We start from the raw sequence: 18,824 nt of genomic DNA, 5'->3' as shown, positions 1-18,824 counted from the left end.
TCCCGCATGACCAAATTCGACGTGCTGACGGTCGGCAACGCCATCGTCGACATCATCGCGCGCTGCGACGAGGCCTTCATCACCGACAACGGCATCATCAAGGGTGCGATGAACCTCATCGACGCCGAGCGCGCCGAACTGCTCTATTCCCGCATGGGTCCCGCGCTCGAAGCCTCCGGCGGCAGCGCCGGCAACACCGCCGCGGGCGTCGCCAGTTTCGGCGGCAAGGCCGCCTATTTTGGCAAGGTGGCGAACGACCAGCTCGGCGATATCTTCATCCACGACATCCGCGCCCAAGGCGTGCATTTCGAGACGAAGCCGCTCAAGGGCACGCCGCCGACCGCCCGCTCGATGATCTTCGTGACGCCCGACGGTGAACGCTCGATGAATACCTATCTCGGCGCCTGCGTGGAACTCGGCCCCGAGGACGTGGAAGAAGAGGTCGTGGCGGAAGCCAAGGTCACCTATTTCGAGGGTTATCTGTGGGATCCGCCGCGCGCCAAGGATGCGATCCGCGAATGCGCCCGTATCGCCCACGCGCACGGCCGCGAAGTCTCGATGACGCTGTCGGACAGTTTCTGCGTCCACCGCTACCGCAGCGAATTCCTCGACCTGATGCGCTCCGGCACGATCGACATCGTCTTCGCCAACAAGGCCGAGACGCTGGCGCTGTACGAGACCGAGGATTTCGAGGAGGCATTGAGGCGCATCGCCGAGGATTGCCGGATGGCGGCGGTGACGATGAGCGAGGAAGGCTCCGTCATCCTGACGAAGGGCGAGCGCACGAAGGTGGACGCGATCAGCATTCCGAGCGTGGTCGATACGACGGGCGCGGGCGATCTCTACGCCGCTGGTTTCCTCTACGGCTATACGACCGGACGGTCGCTGGCCGATTGCGGCCGGCTCGGCAGCCTTGCCGCCGGGCTGGTCATCCAGCAGATCGGTCCCCGCCCGCTGCTGTCGCTGGCGGAAGAGGGCCGCAAAGCCGGCCTTATTTGAAGGCTTCGCCCGGATAGGCGCCCCAGATCTCGTTCTGCGAGACCCAACCCGCCGTGCCGTCCACTTCGGCACGGCACCAGTCACCGTTGCATTCGCCGACCTTGACGACGACGCCGGGCTGGATCTTGGCGACGAGCGTGGCGTTGGGCAGCGCCTCGCGGCGCATGTTGACGAAGATGCCGTCGCCCTTGCCGCGCATCCACGGGGCGGTCACGGCCGTGCGTTCGCCGGAGAGCAGCGCCTGGTTGACCCAGCCCTCCGTACCGTCCGCATCGCGGATGCGGCGCCAGTTATCGTATTCCTGGATGATCTCGACCGGCACGCCGGACTTCATGTAGCGCCAGGAAACGGCGTAGTCGACGCTCGGGCCGACGCGCAGGTTCACGCTCTTGGCCTTGAGGCTGACGAAGCGGGGCAGCGGCAGACCGCTCGGCCCCTTGCCCGCCTGGGCATGGGCGAACTGGATGCCCGCGACGGAGACGAGGAGGCCCGCAAGGGCGGCGAGGCTGAAACGCACGACAAGGTTACGCATGGGTGATCCGCACAATTTTTTGAAGGACATCGGGCTGCCGGACCGGTACTGGCAGGCAAATCGCGGGAACGGCCCCTTGGGCGGATTGTCTTCGCGACCGGGTCTGGTAGAAAATGCCCCTGATGAAGCAATCCTTGCCCAACTTGGTTAAGGACCCGTCAACAGGACGCCGGAACACCCCATGACGCAGAAGAAAAAACCGAAGGTCTATATCACCCGCCGCCTGCCCGAGGTGGTGGAGACCCGGATGCGCGAACTGTTCGACGCCGAACTCAACATCGACGACACACCGCGCAGCCAGCCCGAACTCGTCGCCGCCGTGAAGAGCGCGGACGTTCTTGTGCCGACGCTGACGGACCGGATCGACGCCGCGCTGATCGAGCAGGCCGGGCCGCAGCTCAAGCTGATCGCCTGCTTTTCCAACGGCGTCGACAATGTCGACGTGGAAGCGGCCGCGCGAAAGGGCATCACCGTCACCAACACGCCGAACGTGCTTACAGAGGACACAGCGGACATGACAATGGCGCTGATCCTCGCCGCACCCCGTCGCCTTGCGGAAGGCGCGCGCATCCTGACGGACCGCCGGGGCGAGTGGTCGGGCTGGTCGCCGACCTGGATGCTCGGCCGGCGCATCTGGGGCAAGCGCCTCGGTATCGTCGGCATGGGCCGCATCGGCACCGCCGTCGCCAAGCGCGCCCGCGCCTTCGGTCTCTCCATCCACTATCACAACCGCAACCGCGTGCATCCGGACACCGAAGACGCGCTGGAGGCGACCTACTGGGACAGCCTCGACCAGATGCTCGCCCGCGTGGATATCGTCTCGGTCAACTGCCCCTCGACGCCCGCCACCTTCCATCTGCTTTCGGCCCGCCGGCTCGAGCTGATGCAGCCGACGAGCTACATCGTCAACACGGCGCGCGGCGGCATCATCGACGAGACGGCACTGATCAAGTGCCTGCGGGAAGGCAAGATCGCCGGCGCCGGCCTCGACGTCTTCGAGAACGAACCGTCGGTCAATCCGAAGCTCCTGAAGCTTGCCGCCGACGGCAAGGTCGTGCTGCTGCCGCATATGAGTTCGGCCACCATCGAGGGCCGTGTGGACATGGGCGAGAAGGTGGTGATCAACATCCGCACCTTCTTCGACGGCCACCGGCCGCCGGACCGGGTGCTGCCGAGCCGGGTTTAGGTCCAGCCGGGGATATCAGGAGCCGCTCTTGCGCCGCCGGTACTTCAGCGTCTCGAATCGCGCCGCCAGTCCATCGTAGAGCAGCAGGCGGCCGACCAGCGGCTCGCCCGCCCCCGTCACCAGCTTGATCGCCTCCATCGCCATCAGCGTGCCGATGACACCCGTCAGCGCGCCGACGATGCCGGCTTCCGCACAGGCGGGCACGACGCCGGGCGGAGGGGCGGAGGGGAAGAGGTCGCGGTAGGCGGGATTGAGCGCGCCGTCCGGTCCGGCCTCATAGGGCTTCAGTACCGTCACCGAACCATCGAAGCGGCCGACGGCGCCGGTGACGAGCGGAATTTGCGCGGCTTCCGCCGCATCCGCCGAGGCATAGCGGGTGCCGAAATTGTCCGAGCCGTCGATCAGAAGGTCGTAGCCGGAGAGGAGGCGAGCGGCATTGTCCGGCATCAGCCGCTCGGCAATGCCGGTGAAGCGGACATGCGGGTTGAGGCGGGAAACCGCCGCCTCGGCGCTGGCGATCTTCGTCGTACCGAGGCCCGCCGTGTCGTGGATCACCTGGCGCTGGAGATTGGATAGCGAGACCGTGTCGTCGTCGAGGACGCCGATATGGCCAATGCCGGCGGCGGCGAGGTACTGGATGACCGGCGCGCCGAGGCCGCCCGCCCCGACGATCAGCACATTGGCCGCCTTGAGTTTCTGCTGGCCCGCGCCGCCGATCTCGGCAAGCACGATATGGCGGCGGTAGCGGTCGATTTCTTCCGAGGTCAGCGGATCGGTCATGGCAGGATGCCTCCGTTCGAGACGGTGAGGAACTGGGCGCGCTCGCCGAGCGCGTCGAACATGGCCCGGTCCGTGCCGGTCATGAAGGCCTGCCCGCCGAGCGCGTCGACCCGGTCGAACAGCGCGGCGCGGCGCCCCTCGTCGAGATGGGCGGCGATCTCGTCGAGCAACAGCACCGGCGCATGGCCGGTCATGCCCGCGACCAGCCCGGCATGGGCGAGGATGAGGCCGACCAGCAGCGCCTTCTGCTCGCCCGTCGAGCAGCGCTCGGCCTCCATATCCTTCTCGCGGTGGCGGATGAGGAGATCGGCGCGGTGCGGGCCATCCAGCGTGCGGCCGGCGGCGGCGTCGCGGTAGCGGCCTTCCTGCAGCATGCCGAGGTAGATGTCCTCGATCTCGTAGGCCGGGCGCTGCCATTCCCCGTCGAGGAAGCCGGAGAGCCGCATGCTGGCGGAAGGGAACGGCCCGTCATCGCGGGCCGCCTCGACGAGGCCGGAAATGAGGCCGACGAGTTCGTGGCGGGCATGGGCCATGGCGATGCCGAGTTCGGCCATCTGCTTTTCCAGCGCCGTCAGCCAGGCGGGATCGGGCCGGTGCTCGGAGAGCAGGCGGTTGCGGCCGCGCATCGCCTTTTCGAAATCCGCCGCGCGGCGGCCGTGCTCGGGATCGAGCGACAGCACCAGCCGGTCGAGGAAGCGGCGGCGATCGGCGGAGGGACCGGTGAACAGTCCGTCCATGGCGGGGGTCAGCCAGACGACGCGCAGGTGATCGAGAAGCTCGTCCACGGTACGGGCGGGCGTGCCGTTGAGCCGGAGTTTTCGCGACTGCCCGTCCTCACCGCCTTCCGTGCCGGTGCCGATATCCACCTCGCCCTGCATGCCCTCCAGCGTCGCGAAGACGGAGAAGCCGCCATCGCTGCCAGCGCGCGGCACGTCGCCATAGGCGGCGCGGCGCAGGCCGCGGCCGGGCGACAGGAAGGAGACCGCTTCCATGAGATTGGTCTTGCCCGCCCCGTTCTGCCCCGTCAGCACGACATGCCGGCCGTCGAGCGGCAGCGACAGACCCGCATAATTGCGGAAATCCGTGAGCTTGAGGCGGGAAAAGGAAACCTTGTGCGGCATGGCGTGAGAGCTAGAGCATTTTTCGCTTCAGTGGAATCACCCCGCGGCACATTCGTGGGTGAGCAACAGAAAGATGGGGCGTCACGACGCGCGACACAAGCGCGTGAGCGTGGTTGCCTGCGCGGCCGGCAACGGCTAATCCAGAGGCCCGCCCGCACCTTGCATCCTCCCCTCCCAAGCAAGCAGGTTCTTCCTTGTCCGCACGCCCCGTTTTCGACCGCAGCTTCTCCGCCTTCCTGTTCGACATGGACGGCACACTCCTCAATTCCATCCTGGCCACCGAGCGCGTCTGGACGCGCTGGGCGCTCAAGCACGGCCTCGATGTCGCGACCTTCCTGCCGACCATGCACGGCAGGCGCGGCATCGACACGATCACCCAACTCGGACTGCCGGGCGTCGATCCAGCCGCCGAGGTGAAGGAAGTGGAACAGGGCGAGATGGAGGATGTCGACGGCGTCGTGCCGATTGCCGGCGCTATCGCCTTCCTTTCCGCGCTGCCCGCCGACCGCTGGGGCATCGTGACCTCCGCGCCGGCGGCGCTCGCCCGTCGCCGCCTTGCGGCCGCCGGCATTCCGCTGCCGAAAGTCATCGTGACGGCGGAAGACGTGACAAAGGGCAAGCCCGCCCCCGACGGCTACAGGCTCGGAGCCGCGCGCCTCGGCTTCGACCCGGCCGATTGCCTCGTCTTCGAGGACGTACCGGCCGGTATCCTTGCCGGCGAGGGCGCGGGCGCGCATGTGGCCGTGATAACGGCGACGCATCACCATCCCATCGAGACCGGCCATCCGAAACTGGAGAATTACGAGGGCGTCGCCTCCGTGGTGGACGGCGACGGCCGGCTGCGGCTCATACGGACCGCAGGCTGAGCGATCAGCCGGCCGGCTCCGGCATGATGCCGGCCAGAACCGTGTCGATCACGGCGTCGATATCCGCATCGGAAATATCCAGCCGTCCCGTCAGCAGCCGGCCCCAGGCAAAGCTGGAGAGCATTTCCGTGACCAGCTCGGGGCGCACGTCCGCCCGCACCTCGCCGCGCTCCTGCGCCTTTTCGACCAGCCGGCGGCTCTGGACGCGGCGATCGGTCATGTAGGCCGAAAGGGCGGCGAAGGCCTCCGGCTCGCCCTGGGCCTTGGCCACCACGCAGCGGAATATCTCACCGCTCGATCCCTGCCAGGTCGCGAGCAGCCCCTTGAGATAGGCGCGCAGGTCATCGCGAATATTCCCCGTATCGGGATAGTTGAAATCGACCTTCTTGCGGCAATGGTAGACGTCGAGCAGGAGCGCCGCCTGCGAGGGCCACCAGCGATAGATCGTCGGTTTTCCCGCCCGCGCGCGTCGCGCCACCGCCTCGATGGAAAAGCCGGAAAGGCCGTTTTCCAATAGCACCGCCTCCGCCGCCTGGAGGATCGCCTCCTGGCTGGCCGGATTGCGCGTGGCGCCAATCGAGCGACGGGCGGGCTTCGTTTCTGCCTCGGTCATGCCTGTTTCCTTTTTTTCCGCTGTAGCACGAAAGCCACTTGAACGGAACGTTTCGTTTCTATATAAACGAAACGTTCCGTTCTATAAAGGTTTCTCCCATGACCGCTTCCTCCCCCGTCCGCACGCTTTCCAAGCCGCATCTGGCGCTTGCCATGCTCCTGCCCGTCTATCCGCTGATCACCACGATCCTCTACATCGTGCTGCCGCTGACGGAGGGCTGGACGATCTGGCAGCGCACCGCCGTCATCACGCCGATCATGGTTTCCGCCATGGTCTTCGTCGTCTCGCCCTTCGTGCAGAAGCGCTTCGCCGGCTTCATCCTGCGCGCAAAATGAAAAAGCCGGGGTCTTGCGACCCCGGCTTTCCCTTGTCCGATACCACTCGCTCAGGCGGCCGGCTGGCGGGTCTTGCGCAGATAGGGCAGGACCGTGTCGAAGGAGCCGAAGCGCGTGATGGCATCTTCGTTGGAGACGGCAGCGGTGATGATGACGTCGTCGCCCTGCTGCCAGTTGGCCGGCGTCGCGACCTGATGCCTGCTGGTGAGCTGGATCGAGTCGATGGCGCGCAGGATCTCCGCGAAATTGCGGCCCGTCGTCATCGGGTAGGTGAGGATCAGCTTGATCTTCTTGTCCGGGCCGATGACGAAGACCGAGCGCACCGTGGCGTTGTCGGCGGGCGTGCGGCCTTCCGAGCTGTCGCCGGCGGCGGCGGGCAGCATGTCATAGAGCTTTGCGACCTTGAGGTCCTTGTCGCCGATCAGCGGGTACTCGACGTCGAAGCCGGTGGCAGTGCGGATGTCGGCCTTCCACTTGGTATGGCTGTCGACCGGGTCGACGGAGATGCCGATGATCTTGACGCCGCGCTTGCGGAATTCGCCCTCGATGCCGGCCATGGCGCCAAGCTCGGTGGTGCAGACCGGGGTGAAGTTCTTCGGGTGCGAGAAGAGCACGGCCCAGCCGTCACCGATCCATTCGTGGAAACCGATCTCGCCAGCGGTGGTGTCGGCGGTGAAGTCCGGCGCGATGTCGTTGATGCGAAGGCTCATGGGGTCGTCCTTTCTTCCATGCGGGGAGCGCGGGACACGACCCGCGAAAATACATCCGGGCGGTAGATAGAACGAAAAAACCGGCTTGCCTATAGCGGCAGGCTGCCGCGCGACGCCGCAAGGGAGCGCAACTTTGCGCCGAACACGCGCGCCGCAAGAAGGCTTTCGGCGTCCCGCCCGCCCGACGCCAAACCGTTCCCCGGAGAGGCCGCGCCGGGAAAAGTCGATTTTATTTTCAGATTCCGCCGTCAGGCATCGATTTCGGCGCGCCCGCTCGTCAGGTCGACGATCATCCGACCGACCTCCTCCGCCCTTTCCGCCGGCACACGGAAGGCAAGGCGCGCGCCGGTATCGTGATAGGTCTCGTCGTCCATCACAAGCCCCGCGAAGGACCCGAGCCGCGCCTTGACCAGCGCCAGATCGGAGAAGCCGAGCGACACGCCGAGCGTGACGCGCTCGACATATTCCGTCTTGGCGGCGGCGCGCAGGCACAGGGCCGCCGTGCCGCCATAGGCGCGGATCAGCCCGCCGCTGCCCAGCAGGATACCACCGAACCAGCGCGTGACGACGACCAGCGTGCGGTCGAGCGCCTGGCCGTCCATGGCCTGCAGGATGGGTTTTCCCGCCGTGCCGCTCGGCTCGCCGTCATCGCTGAAACGATAGGTCTGGCCGATACGGTAGGCCCAGCAATTATGGCTGGCGGAAAGATCGGAAACCTCCACCAGATACTGCTTCGCCTCCGCCTCGCTCTCGACCGGGCAGGCGATCGCAAGGAAGCGGCTCTTGCGGATTTCCTGCTCGAAGCGTTCGACGCGATCCAACGTATACAAGGCCGGTTCCCGGGTGGTTGCGTTGCGGTTGAACCCGTCTCCTACCCTTCCGGCGGCCGCCGTTTCAAGCGTCGAATAGAACACTAATTCTATAGACTATTGACAGCCGCCACGATTTTGCCATGATGTCGGCAGGATCGTACAAGGACGGAGACGATGGCATGATGTATCTCGGTGGCGTGACGCTCGGTTACTTCAATCTCTATCCGGTCGGCTTCCAGCCGAAGACCGAGACGGCCGGCAGCGACGCCAAGGCCGCCCCGGCAACCGGGGAAAGGCTCCCGCTGGAAGGCAGCCGGCTTTCAGCCTCCCGCCGCCCGGTACAGTGGCCGATCCACGTCTTCTACTGAAATTTCCGGCACCTCGCCTCTCAGAACGAGAGGACGGCCTCCGCGCCGAGGCCGCGAACCATGCCGGCCGGCCTTGCAGCCGGATCGATGCCCGCGCGGGGCACGAGGCGCACGCTCCTCACGCCGCCCGGCGCAAGATGGAACCAGCTATCGGACGGCAGGAAACCTTCGGCCTCGATCGCCACGGACTGCACGACGCGATCCGCCGAAAGATCCAGCAGCCACTCCCCCCCATCCTGCCGCAGCGCCGCGGAAAGCACGGCGGAATGGATGGCCTTCGCCCGCCCCTGCGGGAAATGGAAGGCTTCCGCGATCACCACTCCCTCCGCATCGAGCAGCCGGCAGACGGTCACGTCATGGGAAGGCGGACCGAAGCGGAAGGCATAGGTCGTATCGAAGAACGCGCCGAAGAGATCGGTCGCCGGTAGCGTCCCGGCCGAATGGGGCGCAAGGATCATGTCCTTGCGGCCGGAGACGACCGGCTGGCGGCCGTGGCGCAGGCAGGCGAGTTCCAGTGTCAGCCGCCGTTCGTGCGCACTGTCGTTGACGGCGTGGATATCCAGCCCGTTGGTGCCCTCGTCGGACAGGATGACCTGTACCGGACGGAAAGCGCGGCGCAGCGCGTGCCAGGCGGATTTCGGCAGGCCCGTCGCATCGACCACGCCCCAGCCGGGGCCGGGCAAAAGGTCCTGGAAAGTCCAGACCAGCGCGCCGTTGCAGGTGGATTGCGGCCGCCGCCATTCCGCGAAGGTCGCCTCCATCACCTCGCCGACCGCGGCGCGGGAAAGATCGAGATAGCGGGCCGGGTCCTCGCGGCGCAGGCGGACCGGGTCCTCACCGTAGAGGAGGGCGAGATAGTGCTCGCGCACATCCTCGAAATCCCAGGACGCCCCGCGGTCGCGCGGCACGCGGGCCTTCCAGCGTGGATCATGCACCGCCGGCACCGGCAGATGCGCCTCGAGGGTCTGCTGCTCCGGCACGTTGGCGAAGGCGAGGCTCTCGGCGGCAAAGCGAACCTCTGCCCTGCGCGCATCCTCCAGCGGCCGGCAATAGGCCCCGACGCCGTAATAGTGCGTCACGCCGGCGTTTGGCGAGAAAGGCATCGCCCCGCCGCTCGGCGAATTCTCCACATAGGGCGCGTCCGGCCGGTGCGCGGCGGCGATTTCCGGCAGGATCTCGCGGGTAAGCGGGCCGGCCCGAGCGGCTTCCGGCAGGCCGAGCATCGCCGCCTGCTGGTCGATTTCGCTGCCGCCGCACAGGATAGCCAGCGACGGCGAGGCAATCGTCGCATCGAGAAACTGGCTCGCCTCGCGACGCACATTATCGACAAAAGCCGGATCATTAGCCGGATAATCGAAATTGGCGAATTGGAAATCCTGCCAGACCATCAAGCCCAGTTCGTCGCACAACGCGAAAAAATCCGGCGTCTCGTAGGCCATGGTGCCGCCGATGCGCAGCATGTTCATGTTGGCGTCCGCCACCAGCCGCAACAGCGGCTCATAATGCGCGCGGCTGCCGGGAAGATCGACGATGTCCGCACTGGTCCAGACCGCGCCACGGCAGAAGACCGTCACGCCATTGACGCGAAGGGCGAAATCCCGGCCATCCGCGCCACGGTCGATCCCGATGCGGCGGAAGCCGGTGCGGCCGATCCTCCGGCGCTCGCCATTCAGGGTCAGGAAAACATCGTGCAGGGCGGGATTGCCATGCGTTCGCGGCCACCATGCCTCGACATCCGGGATGGAAAGGCGCGCACTGAACCGGCCCTCTCCCTCGGGCACGGCCACGGCGGTCACACCGGCGCATTCCACGGTCGGCGCTTCACCTTCGAAACCGAAGCGGACATCGAGACGGCCCGCACCGTCTTCTTCCAGTCGGGCAGCGATGCGGATATCGGCGGGCCATGCCGACCCGCACCGCGAAAGACGGACAGGCCGCCAGGGACCGGCAGCGTGAACCTCCGGGCACCAGCCCGGCATGCGGCCGAGCAGCGTGGTGCGCACGAGGCGCAGGCCCTGCGGCGTGATCATCTGCGGCCGCCAGCGGGCGCGCGGGCCACGCTTTTCCAGATGCGGTTTCAGCGCGCGGAAGCAGAGAGCAAGCCGGTCTTCGCCCGTGAGCGTGACGGGCAGATCGTGGCGGACGAACATGCTGTCGGAGGAAAGCAGCAGCGCACCGTTCCACCAGACCTCCGCGACGGTCGCAAGCCCGTCGAAATGCAGGACGGCCTCGCCGGGCCTCTCGCCCTCCAGGTCCAGCACATACCAGGCATCGAGATGATCGAGCGGCTCGGGCGCCGTCCGGTCGAAGCGGCCGGCGCGCTCCAGCGCCCCGGCGACCGTGCCGGGTACGGGAGCGTCGACAGAATCGGAAAAGGTTTCAAGCCCTGCCGGCCCGGTGACGGCACCGGCCGGCGTCAGGATCATGCGCCAGCCGTCCGAGAGCGCTTTTCCGGTCGAAGACACCCCCACCTCCTTCAGCCGAGGCGCGCGGCGAGCGTCGCCATCAGCCTGTCCCATGCCTCGGCGGCCGGATCGAGCGCCGTGGCCAGCGGATCGAACCTGCGGCGCGTCACCGCGCGGGCAAGCTGGAACTGCACGGACTTCGCCGTCTCGGAAATTTTTCGCGCGGCGTCGGCGGCCTCGGAGAGGCTTCCGTCCGGCGCGAGCCAGTCGAGATGGCTGCCGGCCAGCTCGAAATTGGCCCCGAGCTGGCGCAGCGTGTTGAAGGCGTATTTGTGGAAGAAGCCGAAGGGACGGTCCGCCACGGCCTCGACCTGCTTCGGGAAGACCGCGGCAAAGGCCGCAACCGGGTTTTCAGCCGGGCGACGGGCGAAATGGAAAGCGGCGAGGCGGCTCGCCTCACGGCGCAGATGCGCCTCGTCCGGCCGGCTTGCCGGGAATTTGGCGAATTCCGTATAGGGTAGGAAGGGCAGATCCCCCGGGCCGTCGTTCAGGTGGAACAAGCCGTCGAAATCCTCGCCTTCCAGCCGAAAGAAACCGGCATTGTGGAAATAGTCGAGCCGCTTGTTCGCAAGATCGAGCCGGTTGATGGCGATGGTCGTCTTGCCATGCTCCTGGCCGTAGGCGACGCCGCGGGTGTCGGGCATGTAGAAGCTGTCCATCTCGAGAAGGCACAGGCGGCCGCGCGCGATCTGGGTCGCGACGTGGTCCTCCACCCGGTCGAAGATGGCAAGCTCGGTGCAGCGGATGCCATAGAGCGTTTCGAGGTCTTCCAGCGGCACCTTGAAGAAGGTGAACTGGTCGCCCTCGAAATCCTGCGTCAGCGAGAAGCCGAGCATCGCCTCGGGGGCGGCGCCGAAGGCGTTCAGCACCTCGATCCAGAGATCGACATAGCAGTTCGTCTCCGGCCACATGCGTTCGGGATCGTGAAGCGCGTGCGGCCGGTAGCTCTCGGGAACGGCCCCGGCGAAGACGGCGGCCATGTCAGTCCTGGTATCCCAGCACCTTGCGGACATCCGCCGGCCAGGCCGCGATATCGAGGCCATGGCGGGCGAAGAGCGCCAGCGCGATGCGCTCCAGGCCGAAGCCGACGCAGGCGGTGTGCGCGACGTCGCCGTTTTCGAGGTTCAGACCCCATTTCGCGCCGAAGGCATCCTGATGGTAGTTGAAGCTCATGCAGGCCGTCGGCTTGGCGGCGGACGTCACCGGAATGAGCAGCTCGAACTTCAGGTTCTGGTCGCGCTGGTTGTTGGCGAGCATGCGGCCGGCGCGGCCGAAGAACGGGTCGTTCGCCACATCCATCGTCACGTCGAGGCCGACCTTGGCCATCATTTCAAGGCCACGATCCATCCAGGTCTGGCGGAAGGTCGTGACGTGCTCCTGCGTGCCCATGCAGACATATTCGCGCATGCGGAAGAGCTGCTGGCGCGCCGGGTCGTTGGAGGGCTCGTGGCGGAAGCAGTAGGACTGGAGATCGTAGAGACCGCCCTTCATCGGCAGGCGGCCGCGCCTGGCGATGGTCGGATAGAGCGGATAGCAGGCCGCCGGCGTCAGCACGATCTCCGTCGCCTTCTGGTCCTTCGTCCAGTCGCCACCGACCTCCATGCACTGCAGAAGGCTCATATGATCCAGCTCGCCGCCGCAGAAACTGTGCACGGTGCCGGCAAGCTGCGGGAAGCTCTTCATGTAGCCGGAGGATTCGAAATGCGCGCGGTTCATGCCCGGCGGGAAACGCATGGCTTCTGCGCCATCGTCGCCGCCATAGGCGTCGATCAGCCGCTCGAAGCGGGCGATGACGTCCTCGAAGGCGCCGCTGCGGCCGTAAAGGCCCTCGACGCCCGTATCGATGAGGAGGCCCGTATCGAAGAGCCGGTCGAGAAGGGAGGTCTGCATGTCCATAGTGTCACCCGATCAGGCTGGTGTCCTGCTTGTGAACGAGCAGGAGGTTCGAGGTGTTGCCGAGGATACGGTCGTTTGAAATCATGAGCTGGGCGGAATGCGCATCGCGCAGGTGCCGGCCGAGGCTGTAGGGCGTGCCGTTCTTGTAGCCCATGATGCCGCAGATCAGCATGGCCTGGTTGATGATGACCAGGATCGTCTCGGAGGAGGCGATCTTCACGTTGTTCATCGCAACCGCAAAGCCCATGGAGGAGAGCCGGTCCGGATCGGCCTTGGCCACCTCGTATTCCCGCAGGCCCGCGATCGTGTTCGATTTCAGGAGCTGGAGGAGGTTCGAGGCTTCGGCGAGGCGCAGCGCACCGGGCGGCGTGACGCCCGGGCTTTTGCGGGCCGCGGCGCGCACGAAGGCCTGCGCGCGGGAAACCGCGTTGACCGCGATACCGTACCACACCGCGCTCCAAAGCAGATGCGAGGTGGCGAGCATCGACTGGGCGGCGATCTCGGCGAAGGGCTTCGGGAAGATCTGCGCCTTCGGCGCCTCGCCCTTGAAGAGCCAGCCGTCCGAGCAGGTGCCGCGCATGCCGAGCGTGTCCCACACATGGGTGCGCTCCAGCGTGTACTGGTCCTTGGTGAAGACCGTCATGACCTGGTCGGTCGAGGCTGCGTCCGCATGGGCTCTCGAGGTGATGAGGATCGCGTCGGCCTCGGCCCCGTAGGAGATGACCGTCGCATCCTTGGTCAGGCGGCAGGTGTCGCCCTCGACCTCGATGGCGCAGATGCTGTTGCGCAGGTTGCCGCCGATGCCGCCCTCGGTCGTCGCCGAGCCGAGCAGGAGCTGTCCGTCCGCGACGCGGCGCATGAAAGCGGCGTGCCAGGCGCTCTCCTGCCCGTGCGTGACGAGGCTGGACAGCTTGATATGGTGCATGGCGAAGATCATGGCCGCGGCCGAGCAGCCCTGGCCGAGTAGCGAACAGACCTCGGCGATCTCGGAAAGGGAACAACCTTCGCCGCCGAGGGCAGCGGGAATCTGGATCGACAGCAGTCGCTCGGCGATCATCGCATCGACCGCTTCCCGCGGGAAGCGGCCCTTGACGTCCACGTCGTCGGCATGCGCAGCAGCCACGGCGGAAACGCGCTCGGCACGCTCGACGAGGCTGGAACCGACGGTGAGGGTCATTCGGCGGCCTCCGCATTGCCGACGAGGCTTGCGACCGCCCGTGCAATGGCATCGACGCTCTGGAACGACTTGCGATTGAGCAGGCTGTCCGGGAATTCGACGTCGAAGGCCTCCTCGATGCCGAGCATCACCTGCACGGAAGCAAAGGAGGAAAGACCGGCCGCATAGAGATCGGCATCGTCCGAAAGCGTGTCGACCGGCACCGGGAGACCGCCGTGCTTGCCCAGAATGTCACGGATCTTCTGCTTCATGTTCTTCTCCATCGCTTTCTTTGCAGCCGGAAAGCTGGCCTGTTCATCATTCCCGACAGGCATAGCCCTCGCTGTATAAGATCACCTGAAGGGACATGGATAAGATTTCGTGAAGCCGCCGGGAAAACTGCATCGCCCTGAAACGCGCGCGTCCGGCCCTTCATGAAGGAAAGTTGAGCACGTCCGGTTTTCCCGGGGATTGCACGCTACGGTCGCCGTTCCATAACGATACGGACCCGGAGGATTCAGGCTTCGTTATCCATAGAATGAAAGCGCAGTGGAAAAGCGGTCCGGCGCGCAAAAACACCTCTTCGGGCCGGGCCGGGGGAGGCTTACGGCTTGGCGGAAAGCCCGCCGCCGGCGACAAGCGCGGCCAGTTGCGGCCGGTCGCCATCGGCGGTCGGCTGGATATTGAGCGGTTCGTCCGCCGGCCACCAGTCGCCCGCTGCCCAGTAGGTCCAGCCGGTCCAGACCGCGTTCTCCCTGTCGACGAGCGCCGTCATGCGGGCAAGTCCGTCGAGGCAGGCCGGATCTGACGAACCGCCGAATTCGCCGAGGAAGCCGCGCTGGCCGTTGCGCTTCAGCCAGTCGGTGAACCGCTCCAGCGCTTTCACCGCATCGTCCGCGCGCTCACAGGTCCTGGCCGTGCCGGAGAAGTCCGCGTCAAGATACTGATGCACTTCATAGGCATGGTTGTTCGCCGGGTCCTCGATGCCGAGCATGACAGTGGCGTTGGCGCCGCCTTCCCGCTCCTCTTCCCAGCTATGCGCACCCGTCCAGAGCGTGCCCGGCACGAGGACGAGGTTCTTCGCGCCCGTCTTGCGGATCACCGCGATGGCGGCATTGGCGGAGGCGAGCCATTGCTCCGCCGGCACATCGTGCGGCTCGTTCATCAGGCCGAACTGCACGCCGGCGTCACCCTTGTAGTCCTCGGCGAGCCGCCGCCAGAAATCGGCAAAGGCGCTATCCGGCACCCCGCCCTCGGCTCCAAGCTGCTTCTTGTCGTAATAGGCGTAATTGTGCGGATCGAGGATGACGGTCATGCCGGCCCGGCGCAGCGCCTTGACCGTTTCGGCAAGGCGCGTGCGCTCGGCCTTGTCGAAGCCGCGGTTCAGCCGCGGCTGCAGCCGCTCCCACTTGAAGGGAAGGCGCACGGCATTGAAGCCCTTGCCGGCGAAATAGCCGATCGTTTCGGCCGAGGGATAAATGTAATCCTTGCCGTAGACACCGCGCCCCTCGCCGAATTCAGCCCCGGCCAGGTTGACGCCCTTGAGGCCGGCCGCACCGGCTTCAAGGGGAAGCGCGATCGCTGCCACGGCCGCCGCCAGCCGGAAAAGCCCCGTCCCGGATAGGAACCGCATGTCTTGCCTCCGTTCCGGTTCGCCCGCTCAATGCGCCTCGTCCCAATTGGTTGCAGCGCGCGCATCCACCTTCAGCGGGACCTTCATCGAAAGCGCCGGCATGGAGGCGTTCTCCATCACGTCGACGATGACGGGGATGGTCTTGTCGACCTCACCGTCCTCGACCTCGAAGATCAGTTCGTCATGCACCTGCAGCAGCATGCGGGCCGAAAGACCGGCGGCGGCAAGCGCCGGCTCCATCTTCACCATGGCGCGGCGGATGACGTCGGCAGCAGAGCCCTGGATCGGCGCGTTGATCGCGGCGCGCTCGTTGAAGGCGCGCACCGACGGGTTGGACGACTTGATCTCCGGGTAATGGGCGCGGCGGCCGAAGATCGTCTCGACATAGCCGTTCTCGCGGGCGAAGGCCTTGGTGCTGTCCATGTAGTCCTTGATGCCCGGGAAGCGCTCGAAATACTTCTTGATGTAGTCGCTCGCCTCGGAGCGCTCGATGGAGAGCTGGTTGGCGAGGCCAAAGGCCGAGATGCCGTAGATAATGCCGAAATTGATCGCCTTGGCGCGGCGGCGCACTTCCGGGGGCATGCCCGCGACCGGCACGCCGAACATTTCGGAGGCCGTCATGGCATGGATGTCGACGCCATCGGCGAAAGCCTGCTTGAGCTGCGGGATGTCGGCGACATGGGCGAGCACGCGCAGCTCGATCTGGCTGTAGTCGGCCGAGACCAGCTTGTGGCCCGGCGTCGAGATGAAGGCCGTGCGGATCTTGCGGCCTTCGGCCGTGCGCACGGGAATGTTCTGGAGGTTCGGATCCGAGGACGAGAGACGGCCGGTCGTCGTCGCGGCAAGCGCATAGGATGTGTGCACGCGCTTCGTATCGGGATGCACGAAGCCGGGCAGCGCGTCGGTATAGGTGGATTTCAGCTTAGTGAGCTGGCGCCAGTCGACGATCTTGCGCGGCAGCGGAATGCCCTGGGCGGCAAGGTCCTCCAGCACCTGCGCGGAGGTGGACCACTGGCCGGTCTTCGTCTTGGAGGCGCCGGGAAGGCCCATCTTGCCGAAGAGGATATCGCCGAGCTGCTTGGGCGAGCCGATATTGAAGCGCTCGCCGGCAAGCTCGTAGATCTCTTCCTCGAAACCGGCCGCACCCTGCGCCAGTTCGCCGGAAAGGCGCGAGAGCACCTGCCGGTCGATGGTGATGCCGCGCTCTTCCATGCGGGCAAGCACGGGCACCAGCGGGCGCTCCAGCCGCTCGTAGACCGTCGTCATGCGCTCGGCCGCAAGCCGCGGCTTCAGCACATGCCAGAGGCGCAGCGTCACGTCGGCATCCTCCGCCGCATAGGCGGTAGCGCGGGAGATATCGACCATGTCGAAGGTCTGCGCGCCCTTGCCGGAGCCGGCGACGTCCTTGTAGGCGATCGGCTTGTGGCCGAGCCAGCGCTCGGAGAGCGCGTCCATGCCATGCGTCGTGACGCCCGCATCCAGCGCGTAGGACATCAGCATCGTATCGTCGAAACCCTGGACGGTGATGCCGTGGCGGCGCATGACGAGGTAATCGTATTTGAGGTTCTGCGCGACCTTGAGGATGGACGGGTCCTCCAGCAGCGCCTTCAGCCGCTCCAGCGCGGTGCGGATCGGGATCTGCCCTTCGGCAAGCCCGCCGCCCAGAAGGTCGCCGACGCCCGTCTTGTGGTTCAGCGGTACGTAGCAGGCGCGGATGGCGGTTCCCGTCGGGTCCTTGGCATTGTCGGCAATGGCGAGCGAGAAGCCGCAAAGCTCGGCCTGCATGGCGTCGAGCGAGGTGGTTTCGGTGTCGAAGGCGACGAGGCCGGCTTCGCGCGCGGCGGCGATCCAGCGGTCGAGCGCTGCGAGATCGCGCACCGTCTCATAGGAAGAATGGTCGATGGGCGCTGCTGAAAAACGCTCCGCGCGCGCCCTGGCAAGCGCCGCCGGCGTGGCCTCGCCGGGATTCGCGGCCGGAAGCGCGGCGGCGGCGGCCACAGCCGCCTTGCCCTCGGCGGCAGGCGCTGCAGCGGCCTCGCCCTTGTCGAGATCGGGGCCGCGCGCCTCGGTGCCCCATTCGACCGGGACGTCGGCAGCGTCGATGGCGCCCGCATCGCAGTCACAGGCTTCCGCGACGCGGCGCGTCAGCGTGGTGAATTCCATGGCCTTGAGGAAGGCGATGAGCTTCGGCCCGTCCTGCGGATGCAGGCTCAGGTCGTCGAGCGGCACGTCGAGCGGCGTGTCCGTCTTCAGCGTGACAAGCTGGCGGGAGAGGAGCACCAGTTCACGGTTGGCGACGATGTTCTCGCGGCGCTTGACCTGCTTGATCTCCTCGGCGCGGGCAAGCAGCGTATCGAGGTCGCCATATTCCTCGAGAAGCTGGGCGGCGGTCTTCGGGCCGATACCGGGCACGCCCGGCACGTTGTCGGTCGAGTCACCGGTCAGCGACTGGAGATCGATCATCTTCTCCGGCGGCACGCCCCATTTCTCGATGACCTCGGGAATGGAGATCTGCTTGTCCTTCATGCCGTCATACATCGAGACATTCTGCGTCACGAGCTGCATGAGGTCCTTGTCGGAGGAAACGATGGTGACGTCCGCGCCGTCTGCCTCGGCAAGGCGGGCATAGGTGGCGATCAGGTCGTCCGCCTCGAACCCTTCCTTCTCGATGCAGGGCAGGTTGAAGGCGCGCGTGGCTTGGCGGATCAGGCCGAATTGCGGGATCAGGTCTTCCGGCGGCGCGGTGCGGTTGGCCTTGTACTGGTCGTACAGCGCATTGCGGAAGGTCTTCGAGGAATAATCGAAGATGACGGCGAAATGGGTCGGCGTCACGCCCACGTCGGTATTGCGCGCATCCTTCAGCAGCTTCCACAGCATGTTGCAGAAACCCGAGACGGCATTGACCGGCAGCCCGTCCGACTTGCGGTTGAGCGGCGGGATGGCGTGGAAGGCGCGGAAGATGAAGCCCGAGCCGTCGACGAGGAAGAGATGATCACCTTTTTTCATGGGGGGAATGGATAGCGCGGGCCGCTTTCCGCGTCCATCTTTCATTGCGGCTCGAGGCCCCTTTCGAAGGGGTGGAAAGCCTCACACGAACGTTACCAATTTGTAATTTTCGCGGCCCCTCGAAACCCTTGAAAAGCCACATTCGGACCCACAAATATTCCTCATCGGCACCTGATCAAGCCGCTGTCTGGCATCCCGGCCTGTCCCCCGCCGCGCCAGACGAGGACAAAGGCCTTATCCCCCTCTCCGGGCCTTTGTCCATAATTCGGGAGAAGCCGCCGCGACAAGCCTCCTGTCGACGGCGGCTTCTTTCATTTGGGGCTTGCATAGCCTGCGATCCACCCCC

General features: G+C 66.0%; 18 protein-coding genes. 5 read left to right on the top strand and 13 right to left on the bottom strand.

Annotation, left to right across the window (positions count from 1 at the left end):
- Nucleotides 1-6 precede the first annotated feature (6 nt).
- Complete coding sequence (locus MOE34_RS20265) at nucleotides 7-999, top strand: adenosine kinase (RefSeq protein WP_242219250.1); 993 nt, start codon at nucleotides 7-9, stop codon at nucleotides 997-999.
- Here MOE34_RS20265 and MOE34_RS20260 read toward each other — a convergent pair.
- Nucleotides 992-1,531 (bottom strand): SH3 domain-containing protein, encoded by a 540-nt coding sequence (locus tag MOE34_RS20260; RefSeq protein ID WP_242219248.1) that lies wholly within the window; start codon nucleotides 1,529-1,531, stop codon nucleotides 992-994. The two genes, MOE34_RS20265 and MOE34_RS20260, sit on opposite strands and share 8 nt — an antisense overlap.
- A gap of 181 nt (nucleotides 1,532-1,712) precedes the next feature.
- Here MOE34_RS20260 and MOE34_RS20255 point away from each other — a divergent pair, with 181 nt between their 5' ends.
- Nucleotides 1,713-2,717 carry a 2-hydroxyacid dehydrogenase gene (locus MOE34_RS20255; protein WP_242219246.1) on the top strand — a complete coding sequence of 335 codons (1,005 nt, stop codon included), beginning with the start codon at nucleotides 1,713-1,715 and terminating at the stop codon, nucleotides 2,715-2,717.
- Nucleotides 2,718-2,732: 15 nt separating this feature from the next.
- Here the strand turns inward: MOE34_RS20255 and moeB are convergent, their stop codons facing one another.
- Nucleotides 2,733-3,497, bottom strand: coding sequence for a molybdopterin-synthase adenylyltransferase MoeB (gene moeB / locus MOE34_RS20250; protein WP_242219244.1), 765 nt, complete (start codon nucleotides 3,495-3,497; stop codon nucleotides 2,733-2,735).
- Nucleotides 3,494-4,618: a DNA replication/repair protein RecF gene (recF, locus tag MOE34_RS20245; RefSeq protein WP_242219241.1), complete on the bottom strand. Its 1,125-nt coding sequence runs from the start codon at nucleotides 4,616-4,618 to the stop codon at nucleotides 3,494-3,496. The genes moeB and recF overlap by 4 nt, the downstream gene beginning before the upstream one ends.
- 245 nt (nucleotides 4,619-4,863) lie before the next feature.
- Here recF and MOE34_RS20240 point away from each other — a divergent pair, with 245 nt between their 5' ends.
- Complete coding sequence (locus MOE34_RS20240) at nucleotides 4,864-5,484, top strand: HAD-IA family hydrolase (RefSeq protein ID WP_242224158.1); 621 nt, start codon at nucleotides 4,864-4,866, stop codon at nucleotides 5,482-5,484.
- Nucleotides 5,485-5,488: 4 nt separating this feature from the next.
- Here the strand turns inward: MOE34_RS20240 and MOE34_RS20235 are convergent, their stop codons facing one another.
- Entirely contained in the window at nucleotides 5,489-6,097 is a 609-nt protein-coding gene (locus MOE34_RS20235; RefSeq protein WP_242219239.1) for a TetR/AcrR family transcriptional regulator, read from the bottom strand.
- Between the two features lie 98 nt (nucleotides 6,098-6,195).
- On the opposite strand from MOE34_RS20235, the gene MOE34_RS20230 reads away from it, so the two are divergent.
- Nucleotides 6,196-6,432 (top strand): hypothetical protein, encoded by a 237-nt coding sequence (locus MOE34_RS20230; protein ID WP_242219237.1) that lies wholly within the window; start codon nucleotides 6,196-6,198, stop codon nucleotides 6,430-6,432.
- Nucleotides 6,433-6,482: 50 nt separating this feature from the next.
- On the opposite strand, the gene MOE34_RS20225 is transcribed toward MOE34_RS20230, so the two are convergent.
- Both MOE34_RS20225 and MOE34_RS20220 read right to left on the bottom strand, forming a co-directional pair.
- The gene (locus MOE34_RS20225) at nucleotides 6,483-7,142 is read right to left on the bottom strand and encodes a peroxiredoxin (protein ID WP_242219235.1); all 660 of its coding nucleotides are present in this window, start codon (nucleotides 7,140-7,142) and stop codon (nucleotides 6,483-6,485) included.
- A 248-nt stretch (nucleotides 7,143-7,390) separates the two neighbouring features.
- Entirely contained in the window at nucleotides 7,391-7,972 is a 582-nt protein-coding gene (locus MOE34_RS20220) for an IMPACT family protein (protein WP_242219233.1), read from the bottom strand.
- A gap of 161 nt (nucleotides 7,973-8,133) precedes the next feature.
- Here MOE34_RS20220 and MOE34_RS20215 point away from each other — a divergent pair, with 161 nt between their 5' ends.
- Nucleotides 8,134-8,322, top strand: a complete 189-nt coding sequence (locus MOE34_RS20215; protein WP_242219231.1) for a hypothetical protein — start codon at nucleotides 8,134-8,136, stop codon at nucleotides 8,320-8,322.
- A 20-nt stretch (nucleotides 8,323-8,342) separates the two neighbouring features.
- Here the strand turns inward: MOE34_RS20215 and MOE34_RS20210 are convergent, their stop codons facing one another.
- From MOE34_RS20210 to polA, 7 genes are all read right to left on the bottom strand, one after another.
- The gene (locus MOE34_RS20210; protein ID WP_431522395.1) at nucleotides 8,343-10,841 is read right to left on the bottom strand and encodes a glycosyl hydrolase 2 galactose-binding domain-containing protein; all 2,499 of its coding nucleotides are present in this window, start codon (nucleotides 10,839-10,841) and stop codon (nucleotides 8,343-8,345) included.
- On the bottom strand, nucleotides 10,799-11,767 hold the full coding sequence (locus MOE34_RS20205) for a DUF1839 family protein (protein WP_242219230.1): 969 nt from the start codon (nucleotides 11,765-11,767) through the stop codon (nucleotides 10,799-10,801). Before MOE34_RS20205 ends, MOE34_RS20210 begins: the two co-directional genes overlap by 43 nt.
- 1 nt (nucleotide 11,768) lies before the next feature.
- Nucleotides 11,769-12,683, bottom strand: coding sequence for an amino acid--[acyl-carrier-protein] ligase (locus MOE34_RS20200; protein ID WP_242219229.1), 915 nt, complete (start codon nucleotides 12,681-12,683; stop codon nucleotides 11,769-11,771).
- A gap of 4 nt (nucleotides 12,684-12,687) precedes the next feature.
- Nucleotides 12,688-13,860 (bottom strand): acyl-CoA dehydrogenase family protein, encoded by a 1,173-nt coding sequence (locus MOE34_RS20195; RefSeq protein ID WP_242219228.1) that lies wholly within the window; start codon nucleotides 13,858-13,860, stop codon nucleotides 12,688-12,690.
- On the bottom strand, nucleotides 13,857-14,111 hold the full coding sequence (locus MOE34_RS20190) for an acyl carrier protein (RefSeq protein WP_242219227.1): 255 nt from the start codon (nucleotides 14,109-14,111) through the stop codon (nucleotides 13,857-13,859). Before MOE34_RS20190 ends, MOE34_RS20195 begins: the two co-directional genes overlap by 4 nt.
- A 332-nt stretch (nucleotides 14,112-14,443) precedes the next feature.
- The gene (locus MOE34_RS20185) at nucleotides 14,444-15,472 is read right to left on the bottom strand and encodes a glycoside hydrolase family 5 protein (RefSeq protein ID WP_242219226.1); all 1,029 of its coding nucleotides are present in this window, start codon (nucleotides 15,470-15,472) and stop codon (nucleotides 14,444-14,446) included.
- A 27-nt stretch (nucleotides 15,473-15,499) separates the two neighbouring features.
- On the bottom strand, nucleotides 15,500-18,478 hold the full coding sequence (gene polA, locus MOE34_RS20180; protein WP_242219225.1) for a DNA polymerase I: 2,979 nt from the start codon (nucleotides 18,476-18,478) through the stop codon (nucleotides 15,500-15,502).
- Nucleotides 18,479-18,824: the final 346 nt, after the last annotated feature.

Origin of the sequence: Shinella zoogloeoides (assembly GCF_022682305.1) — a bacterium.
Taxonomy (GTDB): Bacteria; Pseudomonadota; Alphaproteobacteria; order Rhizobiales; family Rhizobiaceae; genus Shinella; species Shinella zoogloeoides_B.
This window is presented reverse-complemented; position numbering and strand designations above follow the sequence as displayed.